This is a genomic window from Planomicrobium stackebrandtii (assembly GCF_030814955.1).
Taxonomy (GTDB): Bacteria; Bacillota; Bacilli; order Bacillales_A; family Planococcaceae; genus Planococcus; species Planococcus stackebrandtii.
This window is the reverse complement of the sequence record NZ_JAUSWB010000003.1, coordinates 24015-50625: the sequence shown is the minus strand read 5'-3', so window position 1 is coordinate 50625 and position 26611 is coordinate 24015. Positions and strand designations below refer to the sequence as shown.

The 26611-nt window shown below is 48.6% G+C and carries 30 protein-coding genes; 11 read left to right on the top strand and 19 right to left on the bottom strand.

Going from position 1 to position 26611, the window contains the following annotated elements; all coding sequences use genetic code 11:
• Window positions 1-116 precede the first annotated feature (116 nt).
• Together QOZ98_RS06350 and QOZ98_RS06345 are read left to right on the top strand one after the other, a co-directional pair.
• Window positions 117-635: a helix-turn-helix domain-containing protein gene (locus tag QOZ98_RS06350; RefSeq protein ID WP_308786643.1), complete on the top strand. Its 519-nt coding sequence runs from the start codon at window positions 117-119 to the stop codon at window positions 633-635.
• Between the two features lie 13 nt (window positions 636-648).
• Window positions 649-1005, top strand: coding sequence for a DUF1801 domain-containing protein (locus QOZ98_RS06345; RefSeq protein WP_308786642.1), 357 nt, complete (start codon window positions 649-651; stop codon window positions 1003-1005).
• A 245-nt stretch (window positions 1006-1250) separates the two neighbouring features.
• Here QOZ98_RS06345 and QOZ98_RS06340 read toward each other — a convergent pair whose 3' ends face one another.
• The 5 genes from QOZ98_RS06340 to QOZ98_RS06320 form a co-directional block, all read right to left on the bottom strand.
• On the bottom strand, window positions 1251-2003 hold the full coding sequence (locus QOZ98_RS06340) for a class I SAM-dependent methyltransferase (protein WP_308786641.1): 753 nt from the start codon (window positions 2001-2003) through the stop codon (window positions 1251-1253).
• 18 nt (window positions 2004-2021) lie between these two features.
• On the bottom strand, window positions 2022-2306 hold the full coding sequence (locus QOZ98_RS06335) for a DUF5316 domain-containing protein (protein ID WP_308786640.1): 285 nt from the start codon (window positions 2304-2306) through the stop codon (window positions 2022-2024).
• A gap of 811 nt (window positions 2307-3117) precedes the next feature.
• The gene (locus QOZ98_RS06330) at window positions 3118-4140 is read right to left on the bottom strand and encodes an ABC transporter permease (protein ID WP_308786639.1); all 1023 of its coding nucleotides are present in this window, start codon (window positions 4138-4140) and stop codon (window positions 3118-3120) included.
• Window positions 4137-4862, bottom strand: coding sequence for an ABC transporter ATP-binding protein (locus QOZ98_RS06325; protein ID WP_308786638.1), 726 nt, complete (start codon window positions 4860-4862; stop codon window positions 4137-4139). Before QOZ98_RS06325 ends, QOZ98_RS06330 begins: the two co-directional genes overlap by 4 nt.
• 126 nt (window positions 4863-4988) lie before the next feature.
• Window positions 4989-5528 (bottom strand): GNAT family N-acetyltransferase, encoded by a 540-nt coding sequence (locus QOZ98_RS06320; RefSeq protein WP_308786637.1) that lies wholly within the window; start codon window positions 5526-5528, stop codon window positions 4989-4991.
• Window positions 5529-5697: 169 nt separating this feature from the next.
• Here QOZ98_RS06320 and QOZ98_RS06315 point away from each other — a divergent pair, with 169 nt between their 5' ends.
• From QOZ98_RS06315 to QOZ98_RS06300, 4 genes are all read left to right on the top strand, one after another.
• Complete coding sequence (locus tag QOZ98_RS06315) at window positions 5698-5949, top strand: SHOCT domain-containing protein (RefSeq protein WP_308786636.1); 252 nt, start codon at window positions 5698-5700, stop codon at window positions 5947-5949.
• 25 nt (window positions 5950-5974) lie between these two features.
• Window positions 5975-6229, top strand: a complete 255-nt coding sequence (locus QOZ98_RS06310) for an SHOCT domain-containing protein (RefSeq protein WP_308786635.1) — start codon at window positions 5975-5977, stop codon at window positions 6227-6229.
• Between the two features lie 100 nt (window positions 6230-6329).
• The gene (locus QOZ98_RS06305; RefSeq protein ID WP_308786634.1) at window positions 6330-6656 is read left to right on the top strand and encodes a four-helix bundle copper-binding protein; all 327 of its coding nucleotides are present in this window, start codon (window positions 6330-6332) and stop codon (window positions 6654-6656) included.
• Window positions 6657-6762: 106 nt separating this feature from the next.
• A complete protein-coding gene (locus tag QOZ98_RS06300) occupies window positions 6763-8241 on the top strand; it encodes a phytoene desaturase family protein (RefSeq protein WP_308786633.1) in 1479 nt (492 codons plus the stop codon).
• Between the two features lie 241 nt (window positions 8242-8482).
• On the opposite strand, the gene QOZ98_RS06295 is transcribed toward QOZ98_RS06300, so the two are convergent.
• The 3 genes from QOZ98_RS06295 to QOZ98_RS06285 are packed head-to-tail and all read right to left on the bottom strand — an operon-like array spanning window position 8483 to window position 11506.
• Window positions 8483-9151 carry a response regulator transcription factor gene (locus tag QOZ98_RS06295; protein ID WP_185960100.1) on the bottom strand — a complete coding sequence of 223 codons (669 nt, stop codon included), beginning with the start codon at window positions 9149-9151 and terminating at the stop codon, window positions 8483-8485.
• The gene (locus tag QOZ98_RS06290) at window positions 9144-10532 is read right to left on the bottom strand and encodes a sensor histidine kinase (protein WP_308786632.1); all 1389 of its coding nucleotides are present in this window, start codon (window positions 10530-10532) and stop codon (window positions 9144-9146) included. The genes QOZ98_RS06295 and QOZ98_RS06290 overlap by 8 nt, the downstream gene beginning before the upstream one ends.
• Window positions 10533-10546: 14 nt before the next feature.
• Complete coding sequence (locus QOZ98_RS06285; RefSeq protein WP_308786631.1) at window positions 10547-11506, bottom strand: F510_1955 family glycosylhydrolase; 960 nt, start codon at window positions 11504-11506, stop codon at window positions 10547-10549.
• A gap of 133 nt (window positions 11507-11639) precedes the next feature.
• Here QOZ98_RS06285 and QOZ98_RS06280 point away from each other — a divergent pair, with 133 nt between their 5' ends.
• The 5 genes from QOZ98_RS06280 (at window position 11640) to QOZ98_RS06260 (ending at window position 16466) form a co-directional block, all read left to right on the top strand.
• Entirely contained in the window at window positions 11640-12245 is a 606-nt protein-coding gene (locus QOZ98_RS06280; protein WP_308786630.1) for a YdhK family protein, read from the top strand.
• 14 nt (window positions 12246-12259) lie between these two features.
• Window positions 12260-12616, top strand: coding sequence for a hypothetical protein (locus QOZ98_RS06275; protein ID WP_308786629.1), 357 nt, complete (start codon window positions 12260-12262; stop codon window positions 12614-12616).
• Between the two features lie 65 nt (window positions 12617-12681).
• Window positions 12682-14262 (top strand): sensor histidine kinase, encoded by a 1581-nt coding sequence (locus QOZ98_RS06270; RefSeq protein ID WP_308786628.1) that lies wholly within the window; start codon window positions 12682-12684, stop codon window positions 14260-14262.
• A complete protein-coding gene (locus tag QOZ98_RS06265) occupies window positions 14259-14966 on the top strand; it encodes a response regulator (RefSeq protein WP_308786627.1) in 708 nt (235 codons plus the stop codon). The genes QOZ98_RS06270 and QOZ98_RS06265 overlap by 4 nt, the downstream gene beginning before the upstream one ends.
• A 177-nt stretch (window positions 14967-15143) precedes the next feature.
• The gene (locus QOZ98_RS06260; protein WP_308786626.1) at window positions 15144-16466 is read left to right on the top strand and encodes a CitMHS family transporter; all 1323 of its coding nucleotides are present in this window, start codon (window positions 15144-15146) and stop codon (window positions 16464-16466) included.
• Window positions 16467-16692: 226 nt separating this feature from the next.
• On the opposite strand, the gene QOZ98_RS06255 is transcribed toward QOZ98_RS06260, so the two are convergent.
• The 11 genes from QOZ98_RS06255 to nagA all read right to left on the bottom strand — a co-directional run bounded on the left by QOZ98_RS06255 (window position 16693) and on the right by nagA (window position 26549).
• Window positions 16693-17427, bottom strand: a complete 735-nt coding sequence (locus QOZ98_RS06255; protein WP_308786625.1) for an SIS domain-containing protein — start codon at window positions 17425-17427, stop codon at window positions 16693-16695.
• A 33-nt stretch (window positions 17428-17460) separates the two neighbouring features.
• A complete protein-coding gene (locus QOZ98_RS06250) occupies window positions 17461-18198 on the bottom strand; it encodes a creatininase family protein (RefSeq protein WP_308786624.1) in 738 nt (245 codons plus the stop codon).
• 13 nt (window positions 18199-18211) lie between these two features.
• Entirely contained in the window at window positions 18212-19204 is a 993-nt protein-coding gene (locus QOZ98_RS06245) for a phosphotriesterase family protein (RefSeq protein WP_308786623.1), read from the bottom strand.
• Window positions 19205-19228: 24 nt separating this feature from the next.
• Window positions 19229-20524, bottom strand: coding sequence for a PTS ascorbate transporter subunit IIC (locus QOZ98_RS06240; protein WP_308786622.1), 1296 nt, complete (start codon window positions 20522-20524; stop codon window positions 19229-19231).
• A 48-nt stretch (window positions 20525-20572) separates the two neighbouring features.
• Entirely contained in the window at window positions 20573-20842 is a 270-nt protein-coding gene (locus QOZ98_RS06235; RefSeq protein WP_308786621.1) for a PTS sugar transporter subunit IIB, read from the bottom strand.
• Window positions 20843-20844: 2 nt separating this feature from the next.
• Window positions 20845-21282 (bottom strand): PTS sugar transporter subunit IIA, encoded by a 438-nt coding sequence (locus tag QOZ98_RS06230; RefSeq protein ID WP_308786941.1) that lies wholly within the window; start codon window positions 21280-21282, stop codon window positions 20845-20847.
• Between the two features lie 34 nt (window positions 21283-21316).
• Window positions 21317-23422 carry a BglG family transcription antiterminator gene (locus QOZ98_RS06225; RefSeq protein ID WP_308786620.1) on the bottom strand — a complete coding sequence of 702 codons (2106 nt, stop codon included), beginning with the start codon at window positions 23420-23422 and terminating at the stop codon, window positions 21317-21319.
• Window positions 23423-23625: 203 nt separating this feature from the next.
• Window positions 23626-23895: an HPr family phosphocarrier protein gene (locus tag QOZ98_RS06220; RefSeq protein WP_308786619.1), complete on the bottom strand. Its 270-nt coding sequence runs from the start codon at window positions 23893-23895 to the stop codon at window positions 23626-23628.
• Window positions 23896-23914: 19 nt separating this feature from the next.
• On the bottom strand, window positions 23915-24637 hold the full coding sequence (locus QOZ98_RS06215; RefSeq protein ID WP_308786618.1) for a GntR family transcriptional regulator: 723 nt from the start codon (window positions 24635-24637) through the stop codon (window positions 23915-23917).
• Window positions 24638-24642: 5 nt separating this feature from the next.
• Window positions 24643-25383: a glucosamine-6-phosphate deaminase gene (gene nagB, locus QOZ98_RS06210; RefSeq protein WP_308786617.1), complete on the bottom strand. Its 741-nt coding sequence runs from the start codon at window positions 25381-25383 to the stop codon at window positions 24643-24645.
• 5 nt (window positions 25384-25388) lie between these two features.
• Complete coding sequence (gene nagA / locus QOZ98_RS06205) at window positions 25389-26549, bottom strand: N-acetylglucosamine-6-phosphate deacetylase (protein WP_308786616.1); 1161 nt, start codon at window positions 26547-26549, stop codon at window positions 25389-25391.
• Window positions 26550-26611: the final 62 nt, after the last annotated feature.

Here is a 26611-nt window from a genome sequence, read left to right as displayed (position 1 = left end):
CCTTTTCAACAGTTTAGTCAGTTAGCAATATTCTGTCAATAACTTGTCACAATTTTATTTTCATCCTCATGTACGGTATGATGAGGGCAGAACATTTAGCAAAGTGGGGTTTCTGCATGTCGGACGGAACAATTGGGATTACATTAAAAAGCCTTCGCAAGGAACGGAAGATGACCTTGAAGGAGCTGGCGGAACAGACCGATGTCTCCATCAGCTTCCTGTCGCAAGTCGAGCGCGGCAAATCAAGTGTGACGCTGGAATCGCTGCGCAAAATAGCAGATGCCCTGAACGTCGAGCCCAGCCTGTTTTTTGCGAATGAAACCGAGGAAATTGATTGGGCTGCGCGCCTGGAACAATTTTTTTACAAGGACTTGTCGCATGGCGTTAAAGAAGCCAATTTCGTCCCGATGCTGGTGACGTTAAAACCCGGCGATTCAAAGGGCAATGCCTTTGCCCACAGCGGCTACGAGTTTCTGTTCGTTGTGGATGGGGTGTTGACTGTGGAAGTCGATGGCAAACGCACCGAGCTCGCGCCGCAGCAATCAACCATGTTCGATGCACGCAAAAAACATTATTGGTTCAACTTAACCGAGCAAGATGTACGTTTTTTACTGGTGTCATCCAAAACGAATTAAGGAGAGTCCATTTATGCATCCGATCAAAGATCCGCAAGTAGATGAGTTTATCGAAGGGCTGGAAAGTCCGACACAGGAAATCGTCGAGCAGCTGCGCACATTGGTGTTTGAAGCTTATCCAGAAATCGACGAGGGCTTTAAGTGGGCCAATCCGAGTTATGCCAAAGAGGGTCTCGTATGCTATATGCAGACTGCCAAAGGCCATGTTAACTTTGGGTTTTACCGTGGCGCGGAACTTCGCGACGAGTCCAACCTGTTGGAAGGCGATGGCAAGAAAATGCGCCACGTACGGCTGAACCGGACCGACGAAATACGGGCTGATGAGCTGAAGCTGCTGATTTGGGATGCGGTGGAACTGAATCGAGGATAATAAGGAAAGCGGAAGCGCCTGCTCAGCTCTGACAGGGGTAAGACAATTTGGCGAAGTGGCGTGTTTTCAGCCGCACAGCCAAAGTGGCTTACATCCCGAAGAGCTAGGCGCTGGAGTCTGGACAAAGAAAAGCGGAAGCAGCCGTTTATGACCCTTGAATCTTGGCGTGAAGTCCATAGCTGAGCCATTAAAAAGAGAACTATTTTTGAACATAAAAAAACGAGGCGCAATCGGCCTCGTTTTTTCTATTTCGTTGCTTCAAAAGTAATGATGGCGTCTGCATTTTTGGGGTACTCGCCAAATTGATAGCCAGTTGAAATGCTGATGTTGCTGAAACCGATTCCTTCCAGAATCGCCTTGAATTCCTCAACGCCATACCAGCGCATCGGATAACGCTCAAGTTCAGTTTCGATCAGCCGGCCTTCCCGCCAGCGTTCATAGCGACCCTGCGAAACAAAATATTGCCGGATCCAGTCCACTTCCACTTTCTTGCTTTCCACCGTCAACGTGTCGCCGTTGCCAGATTGCCACGTCCGCGTCGAAGTTTTTTCGAGTTCGATGTTAGCCGGCACATGCAAATCAACAATCAAACGGCCGCCTGTCTCCAGATGGTGATGGAAATTTTGCAAAGCCTGAAGCGACCCTTCGCGTTCATGGAGCAAAAGGAACGTCCCTGTTGGAATGACGATCGCTGCGTATCTTGCCTCAATCGAGAACGACTCCATTTTTGCGTTAAACAACTTTGGTGCCAGTCCACGCTCTTTGCAATTGGCTCGGCACACTTCGAGCATTTCGTCAGACACGTCAAAGCCATCGACCTGAAACCCCTGTTCCAGCAGCGGCACAAGCATGCGCCCCGTCCCCGTTGCCGGCTCCAGGATGCGCCCTTTGCACGAAGCCAGCCGCTCCAGGTAATATTCGATGTCTCCGAACGAACTGCCGATCGGCTTGTCGAGATCGTACACTTCCGATGACAAACTGCTGTAATACCCTAACAACTCTTCACCCCATCCGCTTTATGAAATCATTGTCAAGTTAACAATAACTGCGATGATGTTCGGCACAGCTACTAATACTGCGTTCTTCATTTTTGTAACGCGCTGCTGCTTTTCCCGGCGTTTTTCTGAACTTGTCGTTCTCGTCGACTTGTTCTTGCCTGCCCCCAGCGATAATACACCCCAAATCAACGCGATGCCGGCAGCTAAGCCGCTAATAACGAAAACCAATGACCAATCGTCCGTCACATAAGCAACCAACACACCTGCCAAGGCGATAAGAATTCCAATTAAAAAGTATTTCATGCTATTATTCTCTCCTTTAGGTACTGCGAATGGCTAAAATTTTCCTGCACGTTAATTTTATCAAATGTAGCCCGATAGAGGTAGCTGTTAGCGAGGATTTTTGAATTCTATATGGATGATTGGGGTTTCTAGGTGATGGTTTGGGTTTTCAAAGTGAAGATTTTAGTTGGCTACATGAAGGATCGACGTTCTTACACGAATTTTTTGTTGCTACATGAAAGTTCTGGATCGCCACATGACTATTCCAGCCGGCTACATGAACCTTTTGCATCCTTACACGAAATTCACATTGCTACATGAAAGTTTCGGATCGCTACATGACTATTCCAGCCGGCTACATGAACCTTTTCCATCCCTACACGAATTTCACATTGCTACACGAAAGTTCCGGATCGCTACATGACTATTCCAGCCGGCTACATGAACCTTTTGCATCCTTACACGAATTTCACATTGCTACATGAAAGTTTCGGATCGCTACATGACTTTTCGAGGCGGCTACATGAACCTTTTGCATCCTTACATGGATTTGCGCAGTTTTCCCATTCGAGAGATAACCTATATGGCGATTTATAAACTGAGCGAGGGGCTACATGATCATTTGAAGTTTCTGCTTAAACCGTTTTCCTGCTACTCCCACCCATACCCCAATTCAAGCCCGCAAAAAGAAGCAGTTCACCTGCGCGAACTGCTTTTCACTACCTGGAATTGCTGACCTCATTAAGTTGCCCGCTTTAACCTAGAGAGTCATCAAAAGCTATATTTCATTGTACACAAAAGCTTTCCACCGCAGCGAACAGCCTCTATTTTTTCATAATTTCCGATTGCGCTTCAAGGCAATGATGTTCAGGAAGATGAAAACCGCTGCAAAAGCAGCGAGCGCCAACAAGTTGCTGGCCACGTCTGCCAATCCTTCCCCTCTGTACATGATGGCTTTCAAGGCATCGGCCGCGTAATACAGCGGCATGATGCGGCTGACATTTTGAAGCCATTCGGCCATGCCCCCCAATGGGATAATGCCGGCAAAAAAGATTTGCGGAACAACAACGATCGGAATAAACTGCACCATCTGAAATTCGGAAGATGCAAAAGTCGACAGCAAAATGCCGAGCGACAGCGCCACCAGAGCCAGCATCAAATTAACAACGATGACGTGCCAAACCTGTCCAACCATGACCATATCCAATACTTGAATAGAGTAGAATACGACGATGATGGTCTGGATGATGGCGAAAATGCCAAAACCGGTCAGATAGGCCAGCACAATTTCCCAGCGCCGGATCGGCGTTGCAAGCAGCCGCTCCAGCGTTCCAGATACACGTTCTTTCAATAACCCTATTCCAGAAATCAAAAATACGAAAAAGAACACGAAAAAGCCGACCAGGATTGGGCCAAGAACATCAAAAAATTCAGTATCCGCATCCCCATAAATGTATTCCGCATCGATGCTGGCAGGTGCGCCGGCTCCAGCTTGCATCGATGCGGCTTGCGTAACCTGCATCAACAACGCCCGGGATGTGCTCGGGTCGTTATTTTCCAGCGTAATTTGGAAATCGCCTTCACTTATTTCCAACAAACCATCCAACTCATCGGTGATGATGGTTTGATCGTCAGCTTCATCATAAGAAACCACATCAATCGATGCATTTTCCAAAGCGGCAACGAGCGCTTCATTGCCTCCGACCACCCCAAGCTGCGGGTTGTCATTGTCGCCGTTAAAAAAGAAATACATTAGGGTCAAAACAATGAGCGGTGCGAAGAAAAGCAGCGCCATCGTCCTTTTGTCGCGCAGCAGCTGCAGCATGATGCGTTTGATCAATGCCAGGACTCTCATCGCGCATCCCTCCCTGCCTGCAAAAAGACGCCTTCCAAATCTGCCGCACCGTAAGCCAGCTTTAATTCGTCCGGTGTACCGGCTGCCAGAATCCCGCCTTCACGGACCATAGCGATGCGGTCGCATTTTTCCGCTTCGTCCATGACATGCGTCGTGACGATGATGGTCTTGCCCTGCTCCCTTTTCAAAAGCATCAACTCTTTCCAGATGGACAACCGAAGTTCCGGGTCAATGCCGACGGTCGGTTCGTCGAGAATCAGGATTTGCGGATCATGAACCAGCGCAATGGCCAGTGACAAGCGCCGCTTCATGCCGCCTGAATAAGCCGAGACTTTCTTGCCCAGTTCATCGGTCAGCTGGACCAAATCGGCCGCATAGGCAATTCGTTCTTTTAGAAGCGTCTTTTTCATTTTGTACAATGAAGCGAAAAAGCTTAAATTTTCCCGTCCGGTCAATTCCGGATACAGCGCGTCCGATTGCGCCATATAACCAATGTCCTGGAGCAGCGAAAGATTCGGCACCCGTTTGCCGAGCACATCTACCGTGCCGCCGCTCGGCGAATCAATGCCGACGATCATCTTCACCAAAGTCGTTTTTCCCGAACCCGATGGTCCAATCAACCCAAAAACCTCGCCGCCTGCAACTTGCAGATCCACTTCATGAAGCACAGATGTCTTGCCGTAAACTTTGCTGAGCTTGTTGATGGAGATGCTGTTGTCCATTTGCATTTCCTCCAATCGAATAAAAGCCTGCTGTTACTTTGTATTCTACGCTCATTTCAAAAAAAGCAAAGCAGCGTGTAGGCTGCTTTGCATGGTTTTTTGTTTTTATGGCTGCTTCCGCTTTTCTTATACCCACTCCGAAGCCAGCATGCCATAAACCACGTGGTCGACGTAATGGTCGTGCAGCCATTCGGCTTGGCGGATGGTGCCTTCTTCGGTGTAGCCGAGGCGTTCCGGAATGCTGCGGCTTTTGTGGTTCTCGACTGCTGCGCGGATTTCAACTTTATTGAGCTTAAGATCAGTCAGCGCGTAATCGGTCAATGCCTTGGCAACACGGGTCATGATGCCCTTGCCCTGATACTCCTGGCCAAGCCAGTAGCCAATGTACGCCGTTTTGTTGGCATGGTTGATATTGTTGAATCCTCCGATTCCGACAATTTCCCCTTTATAGATGATAACTGCGCCCAAGCTTTTGCCTTCGACAAAATTGCTGCTGCCGGATTTGATAAAATCTTTTGTGTCCTGCAATTCATTTGTAAACGCCAGCCATGGCAGCCATTCTTTCAAATATTCCCGGGAAGAGTCGGTCAGTTCGAAAATTCGTTCTGCGTCGCGCATTTCCTGAATTTTAAGTGATAGGTCTTCATCGATTTTATGTATGAACATCCAAATGCCTCCTTTTGTTTGTAGACATATCGTAGCATAAATATCAGAATTTTCCATTCGTATTTTTCGGATTTATTGATTCATTAATTGTTCTCATCATTACGAGTGGAAACGTGTAAAATGAACATATAACCAGACGTGACTTTATTTAAAGGAGGAGCGTGAAAGCATGGAAACTGTGGATGTTAATTCCTTCAATCCAGGAATTCCGCTATACCTGTGGATGCTGCTGTTTCTGGTATTTCTGGTCATTGCGTTTGTCGGATTGGTGATTTACGCCAGCCGAAAAGGAATGCCCCGTACCCCTTTGCCTCCGCAGAATAAACAGTCAAAGCTGCTGAAAGAACAGTATGCCAAAGGCGAAATCAGCGAAGAAGATTTTCATAAGCGCATGAAGAGTTTGGGAAAACGAACCGCATAGATGATAAGAAAGGGAGTCGAAACTAATGGGAGAATTTTTTACACCGGGCAACCAGGCGCTTGGCATAACCATCGCTGTTGGCTTTATCGTTCTGTTGGCCGGCATCGGAACAGTTCTTTGGTTTACGCTGATCAAAGCACGCAACAAAGCAGCCAGCACCGAACCAAGTGCGCCGAATAAAGCAGCAGAAGCACTGCGTCAGAGCTACGTTAACGGAGAAATCAGCAAAGAAGAATACGATGAGCAGCTGCGCAATTTGAAAGGCCCGCCAGAAAACTGATTGTGCAGTTTTTGTGGAGTTTCTCAATTTCCGTTTAATTGGCAATCTAAAGGGAAACGAAAGAGAGAAGCAACAAAATCTGAAACTGGAGGTTTTATTGATGGCACATGAACAACATGCAGAACTGATAAAAACCCTGCACGACTGCGCAGCAGCGTGCAACCACTGTTTTGACGCATGCTTGCAGGAAGAAGATGTGAAAATGATGGCACAATGCATTCGCCTCGACCGTGAATGCGCGGACATCTGTGCGTATCTTGAGCACGCGATTACCCGCAACTCGCCATTCGTTGCAGAACTGGCACAAGCTTGTGCGAGCATTTGCGAGGCATGCGCCGCAGAATGTTCGAAACACGACCACGACCATTGCCAGAAATGTGCAGAAGCCTGTGCAAAATGCGCAGAAGCTTGCCGAAACGTAGCCTAATTTTTAACCAAGTGCCCGGCTGTTGGGAAATTCCCTCGCAGCCGGGCTTTTGTATTGGCAGGCTTTGCGATTTATCGCCATAATGGAGTCAAAGGAGTGGATTCGGATGGCACGAACAGTATTGGTAATAGGCGCCGGCATCGGCGGGTTGACAGCGGGTTCACTGCTGGCGAAAGCAGGATGGCCGGTGACGCTGCTGGAAGCATCATCAGAACTCGGCGGCTGCGCTGGGAAATTCAAGCGCAACAAGTATCTATTCCCCGCTGGTGCAACACTCGGCATGGGCCTTGAACCTGGGGGCATCCATGAACGTGTCTTCCGTTTTCTTGGTACGCCGCTGGCCATCGAACCGCTCGAACAGGTGATGGAAATGGTCCATCCGGAAGCGACATTCGTGTTTCATAAAGACCGGGCACGCCATGTCGACGGCGTAGCGGCGCATTTTCCCGAGCACAGCGATCGGATTCACGCGTTCTACAAAGAGATCCACCACACCGCTGCCATCGTCCGGACCTTGATGGATCCGCTCCCCTCTTTGCCTCCCGCAACGGCAAAAGAATGGGCATTCCTCACAAAATCCATGCGCCCCAAACATGTCAAACTCCTGCCTTTCTTCAATCAAACCTTGGGGCAGCGGCTGAAAAAGCATGGCCTTCATGATTTGAAAGAGTTTCGCCATATGCTTGATGGCCTGCTGATCGACAGCATGCAAACCGGCAGCGAAGATGTGGCGTATTTATTGTCCGCAGTGGCGCTTGATATTTACCACGAAGGAGCCTATTACGTGCCTGGCGGCTTGTACCGTTTTTCCGAATTGATGGGCAACAGCCTGAAGGATAGCGGCGGTGTGCTGAAAAAGCGGCGCACCCTCGAAAAACTGGAAAGGCAAGGCGATTTATGGGTCGCTACGGATCATCGCGGCAATATCTATGAAGCAACGGATGTCATCCTGAACGTGCCGATCCAGCAATTGCCGAAGATTTTGGCGCCGGAACTCGTAACCAAGCTGAAGGTTTCTTTGCGCGACGGCATTGCCGGAGAAACCTGGACGACGCTGACGCTTTATTTGGCTGTCGATTCGAGCAAATTGAGCGAGCCGCTTCCGCCGTTCCGCCAGATTTCTACAGGTGATGGCCTTGCAGAAGGGGCACATTTTTTCATGTCTTCGTCTGTTCCCGGCGACGAGCTTCGTGCGCCTGAAGGTTTCCAGACAGTAACCATTTCCACGCATTCGCGCGTCCAGGAATGGAACAACCAGGAAAAGTATGAAAATACGCGGGAGCTTTTAACAGAGCGCATGCTCCAGGCCATTCAAAGTGTTGTCCCTGAATTCCGGGAGGCCGTCGTCCATATGGAAAGCGGTGCACCGAGAGCCTGGGAGCATTTTGCCGGACGGACAAACGGTTTGGTCGGCGGCTTTCCGCAAACATTGGATGCCGCTTTGTTCAATTCCATATCGCATCATTCCGGCTTGCCGAACCTTTACGTCTGCGGCGATCACGTCTTCCCTGGCGGCGGAACCATCGGGGCTGCAGCCAGTGGCATCCACGCCGCGCGGTCGGTTTCGGGCGAGCGATTGGTTTAGGTTTTGGATTTTCATGTGACACTGTGGATTTGCAGCCGTACAGATGGATTTGCAGTCGCTCGGCGAGATTTGCGGTCGTTCAGAAAAATTTGTGGGCGCTTCGAAAGATTTATGGGCGTTTAGCCGAATTTGTGGTCGTTCGGGAACTTCCCGCCACCATTCAACACAGAATGCCCAAACAAGCACGGCAGAAAATATTGCCGCGCGAAAAACCGCTGCAGAGCCTATCTGCAGCGGTTTTCTAATTGACCCATTTATAGCCGATGCCCCATACCGTCTGAAAATGTTCATCGATGGGAAAGCCAGCCTGACGGATTTTTTCACGAATGTTGCGGACATGCGAATCGACGGTGCGGCCCTCTGTTTCTGAATCAAAGCCCCACACCAGTTCCAGCAGCCGATCGCGTTCAAATACTTTATTAGGATTTTTCATCAGGAGGCCGAGCATCGAAAACTCTTTTGGGGTCAGGCGAACAGGTTTGTGGTTGTAGCTCAACTCGAAACGTTCCTCTTCCCATACCAATCCCTGCAATTCAATGCGTTTTGCCGGGAGGCTGCGGCGCAGCAGAGCTTCCATCCGCGCAAGCAGCTCTTCTTCACCAAATGGCTTGGTCATGTAATCATCGGCGCCGAGGCGCAGGCCTTTGACAATGTCTTCCTGCTGTTCACGGGCTGTCAGCATGATGATCGGCACATTGGAGGATTTGCGGATTTCGCGGCATACTTCCCAGCCATCCATGTCCGGCATCATAATATCGAGCAGCACCAGATCGAAAGCCTCTTTGTTCAGTAAATCCAATGCCTGTTTACCGCTGTCGGCTTTTGTGCAGGCATAGTCATGCGGCCGCAAATACAGCGCGACCAGGTCGAGCATCCGTTTTTCATCGTCCACCAGCAGAACTTTATGAATGGTCTCCACCCCTTTTCAATCGCACAGTAACAGCCGTCCCTTTGCCGAACTTGCTGTCGATGCGGATCCTTCCGCCATGCGATTCAACGATTTCCTTGGCAATTGCCAAACCAAGACCTGAACCGCCCCGTTCGCGCGATCTCGATTTTTCCACACGGTACAGCCGGTCAAAGACAAAAGGCAGCTCCTCTTCAGGAATTCCCTGCCCTTCATCACTGATGCGGATGGCGATGCCGTCAATTTCCCTACAGCATTCCACCACCACACGATCGCCGGCCATTGAATGTTTGCGGGCATTATCGAGAATGTTCAGCAGCACTTGTTGAATGCGCTCCGGATCGATGGAAGCCTGCATATCTTCGCTGCAGTCCATCGACAGCTCAATTTGTTCCTCATCAAAAGCTGGTTTTACCAAAACTGCAACCGACCCCAATAGTTCTGCGATGGAAACATCCCGTTGTTCAATCGTAAATTGGTTGCGGTCGAGCTTCGCCAAGTCGAATAAATTTCCGACCAGCATCGTTAAATGAGCAGCTTCTTCCCTGATGATGTTCATGTATTCCTCACGCTCCTGCTCTGTCGTGTCCGGCCGTGCCAGGATATCGGCATAGCCTTTAATATAGGTCAGCGGCGTCCGCAACTCGTGCGAAATGCTCGACAGGAACTCATTGCGGGCATTTTTCAGCCGGTCAAGATCGGCCGACAGTTTGGTGATGGCATTCGCCAATTCCCCTAGCTCATCGTTTCGTTCATTCGTCAAATCGACATGGTTGTTGCCCTGGCTCAATTGCTCGGTCGCTTCTTTCATGCGGATCAGCGGCAAGGTGATGAGCCGCGACAGCAGCAGAATCGTGCCAATGGTCAAAAGAACGGTGATGATGCCGACCAGGAGAAACTGGCTTTTCAAGTGATCAATGATGCGTTCAATATTATCGGTCGGCGCAAACATAAAGACGTGGCCCTCATGCACCCCATCAATCGTAATTGGGCTGTCGGTCGCTATATAACGCTGATCCTGCCAATTTTCTTCTATTATTTCTCCATCTATAGGCACAGCTGCAAAATCAGTATGGCCCAGCACCTCAAGCATTTCAGGTTCCAACGCATCGGAATTGACCAGAATCTCACCTGTCTCGTCAGTAATTACAACAATAAAATCAGATGCCGACTCCATCATGCCGACATGCTCCAGGGTCATCTCCTCAAAGCTGTCTTCCAGCACATCGCTGTGCGTTTCCCCCCGCGCCAATAAATTCTCCATCACTTCATCGACGCGTTCATTGACCAACGTAAAATAAAGCGTTGAAAATAGGAACGCTTCAATGATTAAAATAAAGATAAAAAACAACAAACCGATTTTCAGGGATAATTTATTGAACATAGGGACCTCCGTTGTTATTCTACTTGGCCGGCATTCAGGATTTGATTCCACGTGCCCCCGCCGTCTTCGGAAAGAAAAGCATGGCCCGCCGCTGTATAAATAGCCAGTTCTTCTGCGTTGGACGTGTTTTGTGCAATGTAAATAATGCCGTCTTCCGGAAGGTCAGGCAATTCGAACGTCTGCTGTTCACCATTTTCCCAAGTATACTCGATGAGCTCTGCCTCCGTGCTATAAGTTGCGTAGTACAGCGCCTCTTCACCAAAGAATACGGCAGTTCCATAAATCCCATCGTCCGTCAGCAGCACAAAGCTGTCACCGCCGTCTTCCGACAAGAAGATTCCTGCTGTCGTCGCAGCAGCAATCAATTGCGAATCGCTCGGATGCATGGCAAAAGCCGAAATTTCGCCTTCCAGTCCGCTGCCCTCTACTTGCTGCCACTGCTCTCCGTCATCTTCGCTGCGAAAATACCCTGGTCCCATTTGCGAATTTTCCTGTGGATTCATGACAAACAAGTGGTGGCTGCGATAGCCGGCTGCCATGCCATGAAAATCGGTTTCGCCTTCAAAGCCCATATGGTCGAGCGAACGTCCACCGTCCATGCTGCGCTGTATCCCGATTGGATTTTGCATCATAGAACCGGATCCCGGGTGGCCAGATGTGTAAAAACCATCGTCGACTGCGTTAAATCCCATGTAATCATGAAAGTGGTCGCTCGTTTCCAGCCACTCCCCATCGCGGTAAATCTTCAAGCCATGATGCGATGCAAAATAGAGGCCTTCTTCACTTTCGATAAATCCCATCCCATGGACATGGTCCAGGCGGCCATCGAACGCCACTTCAAATTCTTCTGTAGTTTCATTGGCTTCGGTGCTTGTTGAAGTTTCTGAGTCTGGTGCTTCGGGTTCCTCAGTTTCTGTACACCCAGCAATCAGCAAACCCATCATCAACGGAGCCAACATCCATTTTCTGTTCATGCCATTCATCCTCCTGTCGTCCTGTTATCTTTTATTGTACAAGAAAAGTTTTGATTTTTTGTGCAGATTCTGCACAGCATTTGCATAATATTTGGGTACAGTGTAGAAACTAAGCAATGAAAGAGGGATTCCTATGACAAAAAACAAATTTCTGCTGATGGCAATGTCAGCGCTGACCGCTGTTATGCTGGCAGCTTGCGGTGATACGGACGAAGACTCGATGAACCCGGCTGATCCTGACAACCAAAGCGAAATGAATGAAGACATGGATGACAATATGGACGAAGAAATGGACCACGGCGGGATGGATCACTCCAGCTCTGGCGAAGTGCCGGAAGGCTTGTCAGAAGCTGAAAGCCCAACATTTGAAGTCGGCAGCCAAGCCATCATGAACGCTGACCATATGCCGGGCATGGATGGTGCGACCGCGACCATCGTTGGCGCATACGATACAACTGTCTACGCATTGAGCTTTACACCCACTACAGGCGGCGAACCGGTAGAAAACCATAAATGGGTCATTCACGAAGAATTGGAAGATCCGGGCGATACACCGCTTTCTGCTGGCGACGAAGCCGTGATCGCTACTGATCATATGGAAGGCATGGAAGGTGCCACGGCGACCATCGATTCGGCCGAAGAAACCACTGTCTACATGGTCGACTTTACAACTACCGACACAGATGAAGAAGTCACCAACCATAAATGGGTAACTGAAAGCGAGTTATCCGCTGAATAAATAGAGCCTCCCTTGTGCCTTTGGCATTGGGGAGGCTTTTCTTGTGGAGATGGACGGCAATTTCCATCTTTTTTGCTTTTGCGGGCGTTCAAATGGATTTATGGGCGCTCAGAAAAATTTGCGGGCGCTCGTGCGGATTTACGGGCGTTCAGGAGAATTTGCAGTCGCTCAGCGAAATTTGTGGTCGTTCAGCCCAAATCACACAAAAAAAGCACGGCAGACGAACGTTGCCGCGCGCTGCAAAATCCCTTTCTTTTTATTTGTTCGTCAATATTTTCCAACAAGCAGAACTTCTCACCCAAAGAGCCTCAATCACCACATATGGTATTATTACAAAAAGCAGATTGATAGTAAGGAGCTTCTCCACATGATCCAATTCCACAAAGCCGATATCCAGAAGCGACCGGCTCCACCAAAAAATAGGATGAATTTAAAGATGAAGATGATTGCATTGATTGGTTTATTGATCCTGGCAATTGTGCTGGTCATCGGCATTTTTCTCGATTATTTCGTCACCAATACACTTGAGGCTCAGTTGGGTGAACAAGCGCTGAGTGTGGCAGAAAGCGTGGCGCTCAATCCGAACATTGCGCAGGCCTTTGAGACCGCGGATCCGGCAGCTATTATTCAGCCGCTCGTTTCTCCAATACAGCAGTCGACCAACGCCGAGTTTATTGTTGTCGGCAATGCGGAAGAAATCCGCTATTCGCATCCAAATCCTGAACAGATTGGCAAAAAGATGGTCGGCGAAGACAATGAACGGGCGCTCTTTTCTGGCGTTTCCTATGTCTCTAAAGCTACCGGATCGCTCGGCAATTCGCTGCGCGCCAAAGTGCCGATTTACTCGGGAACTGACATTATCGGCGTAGTGTCGGTCGGTTTTCTCGCCACTGATATCCAGACACTCATTGGTGATTACAATCACGAGCTGTGGCTGATGCTGGTGATCATCACGGTTGTCGCAATCCTGGTCGCTATTGCCATTGCTACTTATATTAAACGAAAACTGCACGGCCTCGAACCCGAGGAAATTTCACACCTGCTGTTTCAAAAAGAGACGATTTTGCAGTCGACCCACGAAGGCATCATCGCAGTCGATGATGCCGGCAAGATCACCCTGCTCAACCAGATGGCACAGCAATTGCTGTTCGGCGGTGAACAGGACACTGGTAAACTTATCGGCCAGCCTATCCGCCACGTTCTTCCTACCTCCGATTTACCGGACATTCTGGAAAGCCGCAGGAGCCGCTTTGATCAAGAAGAGGTCTATGGCAGTTACGCGGTCTATGTCAACTCGGGGCCAATTTACTATGAAGATGCGCTGGTCGGTGCGGTTTCGACTTTCCGCAATAAAACTGAAATCGACACGCTGACTAAAGAGCTGTCTCATGTAAAGCAATACGCCAACGCGCTGCGCGCACAGACGCATGAATTTTCGAACAAGCTATACACCATTTCAGGACTGGTCCATTTGAATAAAAAACAGGAAGTGCTTGATTTTATTCACATGGAACATGATATTCAGCAGGAATGGATCCAGCAAGTCATCGACAAAGTGGCGGACCCGTTGATCAGCGGCATTCTGATCGGCAAGCTCAATCAGGCAAGCGAGCAGCAGGTACAGCTGTTGATTGATCCGGACAGCCGGTTGAAAACGCCTATGCCGGACGCGCAAAGCCGTGCTTTGATGGCAGCGATCGGCAACTTAATCGACAATGCACTGGATGCTGTCAGAGACTTCCCGGCAGATCAGCGGCAAATTACGTTATACTTCACCGATGTCGGCGACGATGTATTGTTTGAAATCGACGATGCGGGACCGGGAATTCCGCCTGGACATGTACATCTTTTATTCGAAAGAGGCTTTACCTCGAAAACAGGGGCAGACCGCGGCTACGGTTTAAGCACGACAAGACAGCTCATCGTCCAAGCCGGCGGCGAACTGCATGCAGAGGAAAGTGAACTCGGCGGAGCCTGCTTTGTCGTTTCATTGCCGAAAAAGGAGAATTACTTATGAAACAAGAGCTTCATGTATTGATTATAGAAGATGATTTCCGGGTTGCCGAAATCAACCGCCAGCTGGTGGAACAAGTGGAGGGCTATGTGGTGGACAGTATCGCGAAGACGGGTGGTGAAGCGATGGCTTTTCTCGCCAACAGCCGACAGTTGCCGGATTTGATTTTGCTGGATGTATTTATTCCTGACCGCAAAGGACTGGAATTGCTACGTGAAATCCGCGGCAGTTTTCCACACATCGACATCATTATGCTGTCGGCGGCCAAAGAAGCCACGACTATTGAAGAAGCGCTGCGCTGCGGCATTTTTGACTACCTTGTCAAACCGGTGGATTTTTTCCGTTTCGAACAGGCACTGCTGCGGTTCCGTGAGCAAATGCTCTTCTTTTCTTCCCGGCTGGAGCTGGAACAAGCGGACATCGACAGGCTAATTGGCATCGGGTCCATCCCCGCTTCTGCTGAAACACTGGACGGTGAACTTCCAAAAGGCATCGATCAGCTGACATTGGTCGGCGTCGTGGAAACCTTGCAAGGCTCGGCCGACGAAGGCATCAATGCCATGGAAACCGGGAAAGCGGTCGGCGTCAGCCGCTCTACTGCCAGGCGCTACTTGGAGCATCTCGTGTCTATCGGCGAAGCGAAGGCGCAATTGAATTACGGTGAAATCGGCCGTCCTGAGAGACGCTATATTCCGTGGACAAAATGAACAAAACCATCTAAAGGTTCTTTAGTTTACTTAATTGAATAATCTTATTTCTCAAATCCCTCTGTGCTAAGTTTAGAGCTATAACTTAGAAGCAGAGGGATTTTATAACGGATGCATTTTTTGTATGCGTTTACAATTCTTCCTTCAAGTCAATTTTTTACTCTGGGAGGAACTCTTATGTTAAGTATTATTGGTTTATTGACCATTGTGGTCATTGTCGCATTGCTCATCAGCAATAAAATAACACCGATTGTCGCGCTTGTTCTGGTGCCGATTGTGGCAGCTTTCGTCGCAGGATTCAGCTTTGTTGAAATTGGTGAATTTTTCAACAGCGGCATTGAATCCGTGATGAGTGTCGTCATCATGTTCATCTTTGCCATCCTGTTTTTCGGCATCATGCAGGATGTCGGCTTGTTCGATCCCCTGATCAACAAGATGATTGCGGTATCACGCGGAAATGTCATTGCCGTAGCAGTCGGTACAGTACTCATTGCGGCGGTTGCGCAGCTTGACGGCTCAGGCGCATCCACTTTCCTTATCACGATCCCAGCTCTATTGCCGTTATACAAACGATTGAAAATGAATCCCTACTTATTGCTGCTGCTGGTCGGGACATCCGCCAGCATCATGAACATGCTGCCCTGGGGCGGACCGCTTGGCCGTACAGCCGCTGTTCTTGGCGTTGATGTTACGGAATTATGGCGCCCATTGATCAAAGTTCAGGTCATTGGCCTGTTCCTTCTTATCGGGCTTGCAATCCTATTGGCCATCCGTGAAAAGCGCCTGATTGCCAAACGCGGCGATTTTAATGACGAAATTTATGAAGAAGCACAGCCCCTGGTTGATGGCGCACAGGACGAAGCATCACTGAAGACAGCTTCTCTCCGCAGGCCGAAACTGCTGTGGGCCAACACCATTCTGGCCATTGCCGTCATCGGCGTTCTCGTATGGGGCGTCATCCCAGCCGGTTTTGCCTTTATGATCGGCGTCAGCTTAGCATTGCCGTTAAATTACCCGAACATGAAAGATCAGATGGACCGAATCAAAGACCATGCACCCAACGCTTTATTGATGGCTGCTATCATTTTAGCAGCCGGTTCGTTCCTTGGTATTCTAAACGGAACGTTAATGCTCGATTCGATCGCCAATGATTTGGTGACTATCCTGCCTGCTTTCGTCATTCCATACCTTCACATCATCATTGGATTTTTCGGGGTGCCATTCGATTTGCTGCTCAGTACCGACGCCTATTATTTTGCATTGTTCCCGATTGTCGAGCAAGTGGTTACAGAGTTCGGCGTTTCGTCAGTTTCTGCAGCCTATGCCATGATCATCGGCAATATCATCGGTACGTTCGTCAGCCCATTTTCGCCGGCACTATGGCTGGCACTCGGCTTGGCTGGCCTTGAAATGGGCCGCCATATCCGCTACTCACTTCCCATCATGTGGGGATTCAGCATTGTGCTGCTTGGAATTTCAATTTTGATCGGTGTTGTATAAGAAATTGCTATCGAGCCAGTCACGGTTTACGCCGCGGCTGGCTTTTTTATGGGGATTTCTTTGGTTGTTTGCATAATATTGCGATTTGCGGGCGTTCAGACGGATTTATGGTCGCTCCGGAAGATTTGTGGGCGTTCAACAAAATTTGTAGGCGTTCACCCGAATTTATGGGCGTTTAGCACAAAAAAAGCACGGCAGAAGAAACTCTGCCGTGCGCTTAAAAAATTTAGGACAACAACGGAATCCGCTCGCGGTACTTGTCGATCAGCTGCGTATTGTGTGCGTCTGATCCGTCGATATTGCCGCTCAGGAAAATCGGCGGTGCAAAGTCTGCATCGGCCATTCGCTTGATGGCTTCGGCAAAAATCGCATTCAGGATTGTTGCCCCGACAACAGTGGATGTCGGGCCGAATGGAACGTCGACGCTTTCATACGACAAGATCGCGTCGCCAGCAACTGAGTGATTGTCGATGACTAAGTCTACCGAGTTGAACAGGTGCTTGCCGGTTTTGTGGCGCGAGGACTGGCTGCCCGAATACTCCAGCGACGTGATGCCGATAACAAATGCCCCTTTTTCACGTGCTGCCAGTGCTACGTCCACTGGCACCGGGTTGCGGCCGGAAGTGGAAATGACAAAAACCACATCGGCGGAACGGAAATCCTGTTCCTGCAAGAAACCTGCTGCATAATCGTTTTTCCGCTCCAGCTGTGATGATTGGACCGCACCTTCATGAAGCATTAACGGCTCCACGAAAATCGGCTTGATTGGCACCAATCCCCCGGCGCGGTAAAACACTTCTTCCGTTAAAATATGCGAATGGCCGCACCCGAATAATTGAATAATGCCTCCCGCTTGAATCGCGTCCGCCACTTTTCCAGCCGCCGCAAGCATCGCTTGCTTTTCTTTTTCCTCCACAAGCTCCAGGCGTTCCTGTGCTTGTTTGAAATAACTGCTTAACATAGTACCAGCTCCAGACAATTTATGATTTGCACGTTATTTGTTACCCAATGATTTTTTCGCTTGTTCAATCTGTTCCACCATATTGGCCAAAGCAACTTCAATAATCGCCTCGCCTTTTTCTCTGCTCGCCAATGTCGCATCTCCGAGAACCGCAGAAGCTGTAAACTCTTCCCACGGAGTTGGCGTCACATCTGCACTCGGCGGAATGTCAGGTATGTCGGAAATAGCTTTTGCCATGTCTACATGCTGCTCTGCCAAATATAGCATATATGAAGTTTCAATTTCACAGGCATGAAAATAGCTGGCATGAGCTGAAGGGGTATCTCTCAGCTCATCGGTGATCGCTTTGACTCCCGGATAAAACAAATACAGCACTTTCAGATCCGGCACCGTTTCATACAGTTTGCGGGCCGCTTCTTTTATGGCCACCGCGTTTCCCAAATGGCCATTGATGAGAACGAAGACGCGAAAGCCTTGATGATGGAGGCTTTCGCCAATATCACAAATTAAGCTGATTAAGGATTGATTGCTGACATTAATGCTGCCGGGAAAGTTCTTCAAGCTCCACACCTGTCCGTACGGCAGAGTCGGCAAAACGAAAGCGCCGGTTTTATCGGCTACTCTCTGGGACAGCTGTTCCGCTAAATAATTGTCGGTGCCAAGCGGCAGGTGCGGGCCGTGCGCTTCAACCGCACCAATCGGCAGGATCGCCACTCGACTGTTCTCAATCTTTTCTTTTACCTCATAGGAATTCTCATTTTGAAAAATCAAAACTGCTCGCCTCCTATTTATTGAACGTAAAGCATCTTGCCGGATTTTCAACAAAAAATTTATTGATCAGCGCTCTTCCGTCAAAGCCCTGGCGATTGGCGTCGTCAATAAACCGAGGCACCCATTTCGCAATAATGTATTCAAGGCCAAGACCATAATCATAATGTTTGTAATAGGATTTTCTGGCTGTGTCTCCGCTGACCAGGATTTGGTCTTCATAGCCTTTTTTCACCAGTTCCAATATGCAATGGATGCGTGTACTTTCAGGTGCGTATTTGATCTTGGCAACTCCGTCAAAGCTTAGATAAGCACCAGTACTTGCAATCTGCTCATGGTAATACGGATCCGGATTGCGATCCATGTGCCCGAAACTCATATGGGACAAATCAATGCCCTCTGATTGAAGCAGCTCAATCTGCTCAAGGCCCATCGTTCCGGCTTCTGTATGCGAATGAAGCGGTGCTTTCGTTTCCAGATGCGCTCGCGCCACCGCACGCAACGTTTTTTCTTCGAGTGGGGTGATGCGGTTGTAGCCGGTACCGAACTTTACCTGTCCCGCCTTATAGGGCGTTCCTTCAAGCCCATCTTCCACTTCCCGAATGACAAAATCAGTCAAGCTGTTAATGCTTGTCGCATCAATCCATTCACTGTAGGTCCGGTAATCACCGATCATCGGCTTGAGCCGTTCACTGATTCCAGCATCCCACAGAAAGCTTTTATTAAAGCCAGCCGTTCCGACGATGTGGATATCCAATTCCTCTGAAATTTCTTTGACAGCCTGAACATCCCGGCCATAGTCGACAGCGGTGGCATCAACGATGGATTTGCCGCCATGCTGTTTAAAGTCTGCGACATCCAGCTTGGACTTTTCCTTGTCGTCCAGCAAGAGGTCGTCTGCCTCCTTTTCAACCCAATAAGCCGGCCGGCAGACAATATGCTCATGGGAATAGGTGAAACCTAGATCTTCCGGGCGGATATCTCCGCGCAATGTCCGAATAAAACTCATTTCGATTTCCTCCTCTTTTAAAACTTACAGCAGCAATTGTGCCAGCAGGCGAACGATTGGGCCCAAAATGAACATATCAGAATCGGCTGCCCACATCGCAGTGTCTGGAACTGTACCTGCCAGCAGGAACCGGACCGTAAAAAATTGGCCCCATGCCACGACAGTCGCCGTAACGAATCCACCCATGACAGCTCCTCGCACTCCACCTGTCAAGTTGCCGAATACGCCGGCTGAAGCGGAATGGAAGAACAATACAATCATCGTCGGCACAAAGATATAACCTACTGCGTTGCCCAGAACAATCAGCCATAAGATGGCTCCGACAAATGAACCAAGAAATCCGAGAATGACAGCGTTTGGTGCATAAGGAAAAAGAATCGGGTTATCCAGCGCCGGTCTCGCTCCAGGTACAATTTTGGTGGCGATCCCTTTAAACGCCGGGACAATTTCCCCGATGAACATCCGAACACCCGTCAACACAACTGCAATCCCTGCCGTAAAAGTGAACGACTGGATGATTGCATAGACGATAAAACTTTGCTCTCCTGAACTTGCGACCAACTCTGCCGCTCCCGGCGTATCTCTGAATGACACAATAATGGCTCCGGTCAGGAACAATAAGCCCATCGTCAATGCCGTGATTACATTGGAATCTCTCAGGAACTCCAGGCCTTTTGGCAAATTGATTTTCTCCGAATCATTTTCTTTGTTGCCCCATAGCATCCCGCCAAAAGCAGCCAGCAATGCAACAGAAGCTGATGTATGCCCCAGTGCAATATTGTCATTCCCTGTAATTTTCCGCATAAATGGCTGCGTCAATGCAGGCTGCACAGTCCAGTAAATCCCCATAATGACGGATAGGAAAATTACCAGTCTCCAAAACGATACGTCCGGAGAAGCGTGAACAGCAATTCCCGCAAAAATAGTCGTTGTCCAAAACATCATATGGCCTGTCAGGTAGATGTATTTCAACTTTGTAACCCGTGCCAAGAAAACGTTCAGCAAGAAGCCCAAAGTCATGGCCAATGTAACAGCACTGCCGTATTCGGCATTAAATACTTCCTGTCCCATATACTCGCTCAATGTCTCTCCTGAAAGATTGAACACTTCTTTCCAAAGAGGCTCAAAAACTGTCAGAGCACCAACAATAATAGTAGCGCCGGCGCTGATGATCAAGAACCCGATAATCGCTTTAAAAGTTCCGCTCACCCTTTGGCTGGCTGTCTTTTTTTGAAGCAGCAAACCGATTAAGACAATGATTCCCAATAAAATCGCTGGTGTTCCAAATACGTTATTTGCTAACCAGAAAATAATATCCATAGCTGTTCTCCCCCGCTTTGTAAGTTACTTGCTGTTAGATTATCGTCGTTACTGCTTGATGTTCGCATCGATTGCCGCTTTAATTTCTTCCATATCGAAATAATTATTCACCACGATCACTTTTGCCGGCTGGTCCTGCAGGCTATCGGCCAATTCATTGCTGGTGATGATGTAATCCGCTGACATGCTGGTCGCTGAGGACAAATCGATATGTTCGACATCTGCCATAATGTTTTTTTCACCTAATACCTCTTCCACGTTCATTTTCAAAATCAGGCTTGTTCCTTGTCCTAGACCACATACGCATAAAATTTTCATTGTTAATTCCTCCCAATCAGTAGTTGTAGTTCTTCATAGCTAGACAGTATTTTCAGCTTCTCGACATTCTCCGGCTTGCTTAGCAAAGATACAATTTTTCTCATCACCAACAGATGCTCTTCGCTGGAAGACGCTCCCAAGGCAAATATGAACTGAACCGGGTCATTGGCTTCATTTCCAAATTTCAGTGAATCCTTTAAACGAACCAGCGACACTGAGGCTTCCTTGACACCGTCTTCAGGTCTGGCATGGGGCATCGCAATCAGTGGCGCCAGCACAAAATATGGACCGTTTTTCTCATAGGATTCAACCATCGCATCCACATATCTTGGTTCTATTAAATCTTCAGCGACCAACAAAGCTCCTGCTGCACGGATTCCCTCTTCCGGAGTGGCAACCGGCAAATCCAGCACAACCAGCTTTTCTTCCAAAAACTTCATGGCAAAATTCCTTTCTTTGTTTTGATAAGACCATTCAACTGGACTGATCTGCAAGGAGTCTGTAAATTTCATTTGGAGACTCCGCCGTAATCAACTTTTCTTTTAAGTTTCTATTGCTTAACATCTTCGTGAGCTGGTGCAATGCCTTCAGGTGAGCATCTCCGTCGACAGCAGCCAACACGATCACCAAATTTACCGGTTTGCTGACGTTTCCAGAAAATGAAACACTCTTTTTGAGCTGCAATAATGCCATTCCAAGTTTTTTCACCCCATCCTGTGGACGTGCGTGGGGAATCGCCACTTTCGGTGAAATCACGACATAAGGACCCATTTCATTCAACGCGTCGATCATCGCTTTTACATAATTTGCTGTAATCGCTTCTTCGTTCAGCAGGGGCTGAGCAGCTTCATGAATGGCTTGCTGCCAATCCACGACTTCCGAAAGGCATTGAATATTTTCGATGGGCAGCAGTTCTTTCAAATCAGGTTTGTGCGTTTCTTTGGCTTTTATCAAACCAGGCTGCAGATATTGCTTCAGATCGTTCTTCAAGGCTGACTCGTTTTTTACGACTGTATGCTGCCGAATGATATCCATTACTGCCGCCAACGAACTAGGGGCAGCCGCATCTGTTCCGACAAAGGAATTGATATTTTTCAGAAGCCTTTCTTTTTCTGTATCCGTTAATATGGGACTTACTACGAAAACCGGTTTCCCTTTTTCAACCAGGGGAATGGTCGAGATGACAAAGTCTGCTTCCTGGTCATTTTCTTCATAATCCCTCAGAGATACACATCCAATGATATCCACAGTCGAAAGGAGTCCTTCCAATTGATTCTGCAGCAGCCGGGATGTTCCGACTCCTGTATTGCAGACCAATAACGCATTTTTTCGGTCGGCAGGCTGCACGCCCATTTTTTCCATCCATCCTCCGAAGTGCATCGTTATCAGAATAAGCTCTCCATCATTGACCGGTTTTCCTGTCGCTTTTTCTAAATGCCTCGACACTTTCTTGGTGAGCCTGAAAATGTCAGGATACTTTTCCTTAACCGGATCTTCCAAACCACTTTCGACTTCTAATCCATACAACACCCGGTAATAGGCCGTTTTGACATGCAGCAGCAAATTCCGTTCAACTTCTTCCCGGTTGTCAAAAATGATGCAAGCATACCGTTGAAAATCGATAACCATCTTCGACACAATATCTGAAAGCATATTATCATTCTGAAGATTACTGCTTTCGAAAATTGTTTGTGAAAACTGGATTCTTGAACTCAGGATATGCTTCGTCATATAAAAAACTTCATCCTGCGGATACGCCACTTGGAACAGATCCGCAAGCTTTCTACTAATCTTTATGGCCGCCCCATATTCAGGAGTCTCTGCCAGGACCTGCTGCTCAACCAAATCGACTCTTACTTGCTTGCCTTGGGACAATCTACATACAAACACCAAGATTCGCAGTGACAAACTTTGAAGAAAATCATCAGTATATTGAATGCCTAACTCCTCTTCACTGGCGGCAACAATTTTCGTAACCTCTTCCACTTTTTCAACATCCAGAAAGTCGGCATTGTCACTGAAAACCGTTAGCAACTGCTCAATCAGAGCCTCCCAGCTTTGTTTCGGCATCAATTGCTGCAAGTAAAAGACAAGGGCTTGACGTTTGTTTTCTTCAAGCCCCTTGATGACATAGCCCAGCTTCCTATCAAACTCCAGCTGCAGCCCGTAATGGCTCAATTCATCTCTCAAACTTTTTAAATCTTCAATGACGGTATTTCTGCTGACCCTGATCTTCTCTACCAAACTCTCTAAATACAATGGTCTGTTTCTCGCCAGCAAGTAAACCGCCAACCATGCTCTCCTCTCTTTTGCAGAGTATTCGTAATGCCATAGCTTTATCGTGTCAAGCTTCTCGGGGATTTGCCTTGCCGCTTGCCGGTCCAGTTGAAATCCGGCAGTCCGTGCATGCTGGACGACTGGAAGTTCATTTGCCTCCAGCCAGCCGTTGATCTTGCTGATATCGTAGTAAATGGTGCGCCTTGAAATGTTGAAGGTTTCCATGATTTCGTTTGCGGTCACATAGCCTTGCGCCTGAGATAGATGAGACAGAATAGCTCGGCTGCGATGATCCAACGCCATATTCCTTCCTCCTTTCTGATATGCAGCAATTAGCAATATTTCAGAATAATTCGTTAAATTAAATATAACGTCAAATCTTTGAAAAGTGGAGACCAAATACCCCCTGTTGCTTTGTGCAAAATTGGACTGTACAAAAAAATAAGACAAGTGCAATCCGCAGATTGCACTTGTCTTATTTACTAGTAACTATTTAGTTTACCTACTTACGCTTCTCCAAGCCCTTCAGCCACAATCAATTCATCGACCTTGGCCATTAGGGATTCTTCGTCGCTTCCGTTGGCTGTAATTTTAATGGTGTTGCCTTTTGAGACGCCTAGAGACATAACGCCCATAATGGATTTCAAGTTGACTTCTCTTTCTTTATAAAGCATTTTTACATCAGCAGAAAACGGCGACACCGCTCCTACCAGTTTTGATGCTGGGCGGGCGTGCAGTCCTTCGTCGCTGGTGATTGTGTAGTTTTTTTCAATCATGTCCATTTCTCCTCTTTTGTTATCTCTGGATATCTGTCGTAAATTTGTAGCGGTCGGCCCGATACGTGCTGCGGACCACTTCGAATGGCAACTCGCCTTCCAGGTAGCTGATGCGTTCAATCATCAGAATCGCTGCCGGCGGTTTGATCTGCAGCAAGTCAGCATCTTCCTTCTTAACCAGCCCAGCTTCCATTCGCTGAGTCGCACGGCTGATTTTCAGCTGCTGATTGTTTTCTATTATCGCATACAACGATCCTTGAAACGAATCTTCGGTCAAATCAGGAAAACGTTCGACAGGCAGATAGGTGCGTTCGATTGCCATCGGCTTGTCGTCGGCAAAGCGGATGCGTTCGACAAAGTAAACTTTGTCGCCTGCAGCCAACTGCAAATCCTCTGCGACATCTGGTTCAGCCTCCAGGATTTCAAAGCCGATCAGCTTGCTGCTAGGTACCATGCCGCGCGACACCATATCTTCCGTAAAGCTCGTCAGGCCATTGAGCGGCTGTTCGACTTTCGGAGAAGCCACAAATGTGCCGCGCCCTTTCTCACGGTACAGGAGGCCGTCATTAACCAAATTCGTGATCGACTGGCGCACCGTCATCCGGCTGACGCCGAAGCGTTCGGTCAGTTCGCGTTCTGAGGGGATTGCTGTGCCGATTGGAAAGTCGCCTTGCTGAATCTGCTGCTTCAGCTGTTCTTCTATTTGAATATAAATGGGAATGGGCGATTGTTTGTCCAGCACAGCTTTCACTCCTCTTCTGCCGCAGCCAGACTATAGGCATCCTGGTCTACAATCAGTGTAACATGATTGTGATTCCATAAAAATGATGCAGGAAAATCTTTGCTGACACGTCCGTCTAAAAAGTGCTTTACCGCCTGGGCTTTCTTTTTGCCGGAAGCCAATACGAGGATCCTTTCACTTTTCAAAATCGACTGGATTCCCATCGTGATGGCATGTGTCGGCACTTCGTCCCGGTCGCTGAAAAATCGTGCATTGCTGTTTCGTGTCGATGTTTCAAGCTGTACGCAATGGGTCAGACTCGTTTCCGGCGTGCCGGGCTCGTTAAAGCCGATATGGCCATTTGTTCCCATGCCCAAAATTTGCAGATGCGGCGGCCCGATTTCATCAATCAAAGCCTCATAACGCCGGCATTCCACTTCCACCGGTAAGGCTTTGCCATTTGGAATATGGGTATTTTCCAATGGAATGTCGATGTGCCGGAACAATTTGGCATTCATAAAATGCCGGTAGCTGTTTGGGTGATCCTCCGCCAGTCCGCAATATTCATCCAAGTTAAGGGTTTGCACATGCTGCCAGGAAATGTTCCGTTCGCTGACGCCCCGAATCAGCTGTTCGTAAAGGCCGAGCGGTGTCGATCCAGTTGCAAGGCCCAGGACCGAATGGCTGTTGTTCAGGATCTGCTGTTCCACCAATTGTGCCGCGCTGCTGCTCATCTCTTCGTAGTTTTCGACTCGTATCAGTTTCATTACAGTCACTCCTTCGTGTAGGCGATTGTTCCCCTGCATATCGTCAGTTGAACATTAAAGTTGTCGTCAAGAATTGCCACATCGGCATCGGCACCATCCTGCAGATGTCCTTTGTTCGCTAAGCCAAGCTCTTTTGCCGCATTGGCGGAAGTCATCGCCACCAGCTCGTTCACACTGCATCCGGTGATCGACTGGACATTCCGGACAGCTGTATCCATCGTCAGAATGCTGCCAGCCAAAGTTCCATCAGCAAGCCGTGCGTCTTTTTTGGTAACCTGCACATCCTGTCCGCCCAAATCATAAACTCCGGGAGGCAAGCCTTTAGCGCGCATGGCGTCGGTAATGAGCATCAGCCGGTCTGCACCTTTTTGCCGAAAAGCCATTTGAACTGAAGCCGGATGGCTGTGAATAAAGTCGGCAATGATTTCCACCATCAAGCCCTCTTCCATCAAAGCTGCACCCACCACCCCGGGATTGCGGTGATGGAATGGGCTCATTTGGTTATAGAGATGGGTCACATGGCTTGCACCTGATCGAACAGCTGTCTGTACCTCTTCTAAGGTGGCATCTGAATGGCCAATCGACGCAATCACGCCATCGTCCGTCAGCCTCCGGGTAAAGACCATTCCATTTTTGGTTTCGGGTGCGAGAGTGACCAGGCGGATTTGGTTGCCGCTGAGTTTTTGCCATTTGCGGAATAATGGATATGACGCTTCTGCAATGTGTTCAATCGGCTGTGCCCCAGCACGTTTGGCTGAAATGAATGGGCCTTCCAGGTGAACGCCCAGCAGTTCAGCCTGGCCTTCCTGCGCGCTGAACTTTTGGATATTCTGCAGAGCTGCTGAAATGGCGCTGTCCGACTGCGTCATTGTGGTCGCCAGAAAACTCGTTGTACCTTCTTTGGGCAATGCCCCGGCTATACCGCTCAACGCTTCCGATGTTGCGTCCATGGCATCATATCCTGCAGCACCGTGAATGTGGACGTCAATAAACCCGGGAAATGCCGTCCAATTTTTTCCGGCTGCCTCTATACGAATGTCTGCCTGCACATCAATGCTTTTGACTGCCCGGATTATTTTTCCATCTTCGATCAAGATGTCTCCTATGAAACTTTCTTCAACAGCATCCGCAATTGCGATGCCGGTAATCACTATGCTTTTCTTCATTTTGAACACTCCTTGCGAAAAACCAGGAAAATCACAATGGATGTCCCTGGTTTTTCGGCTTT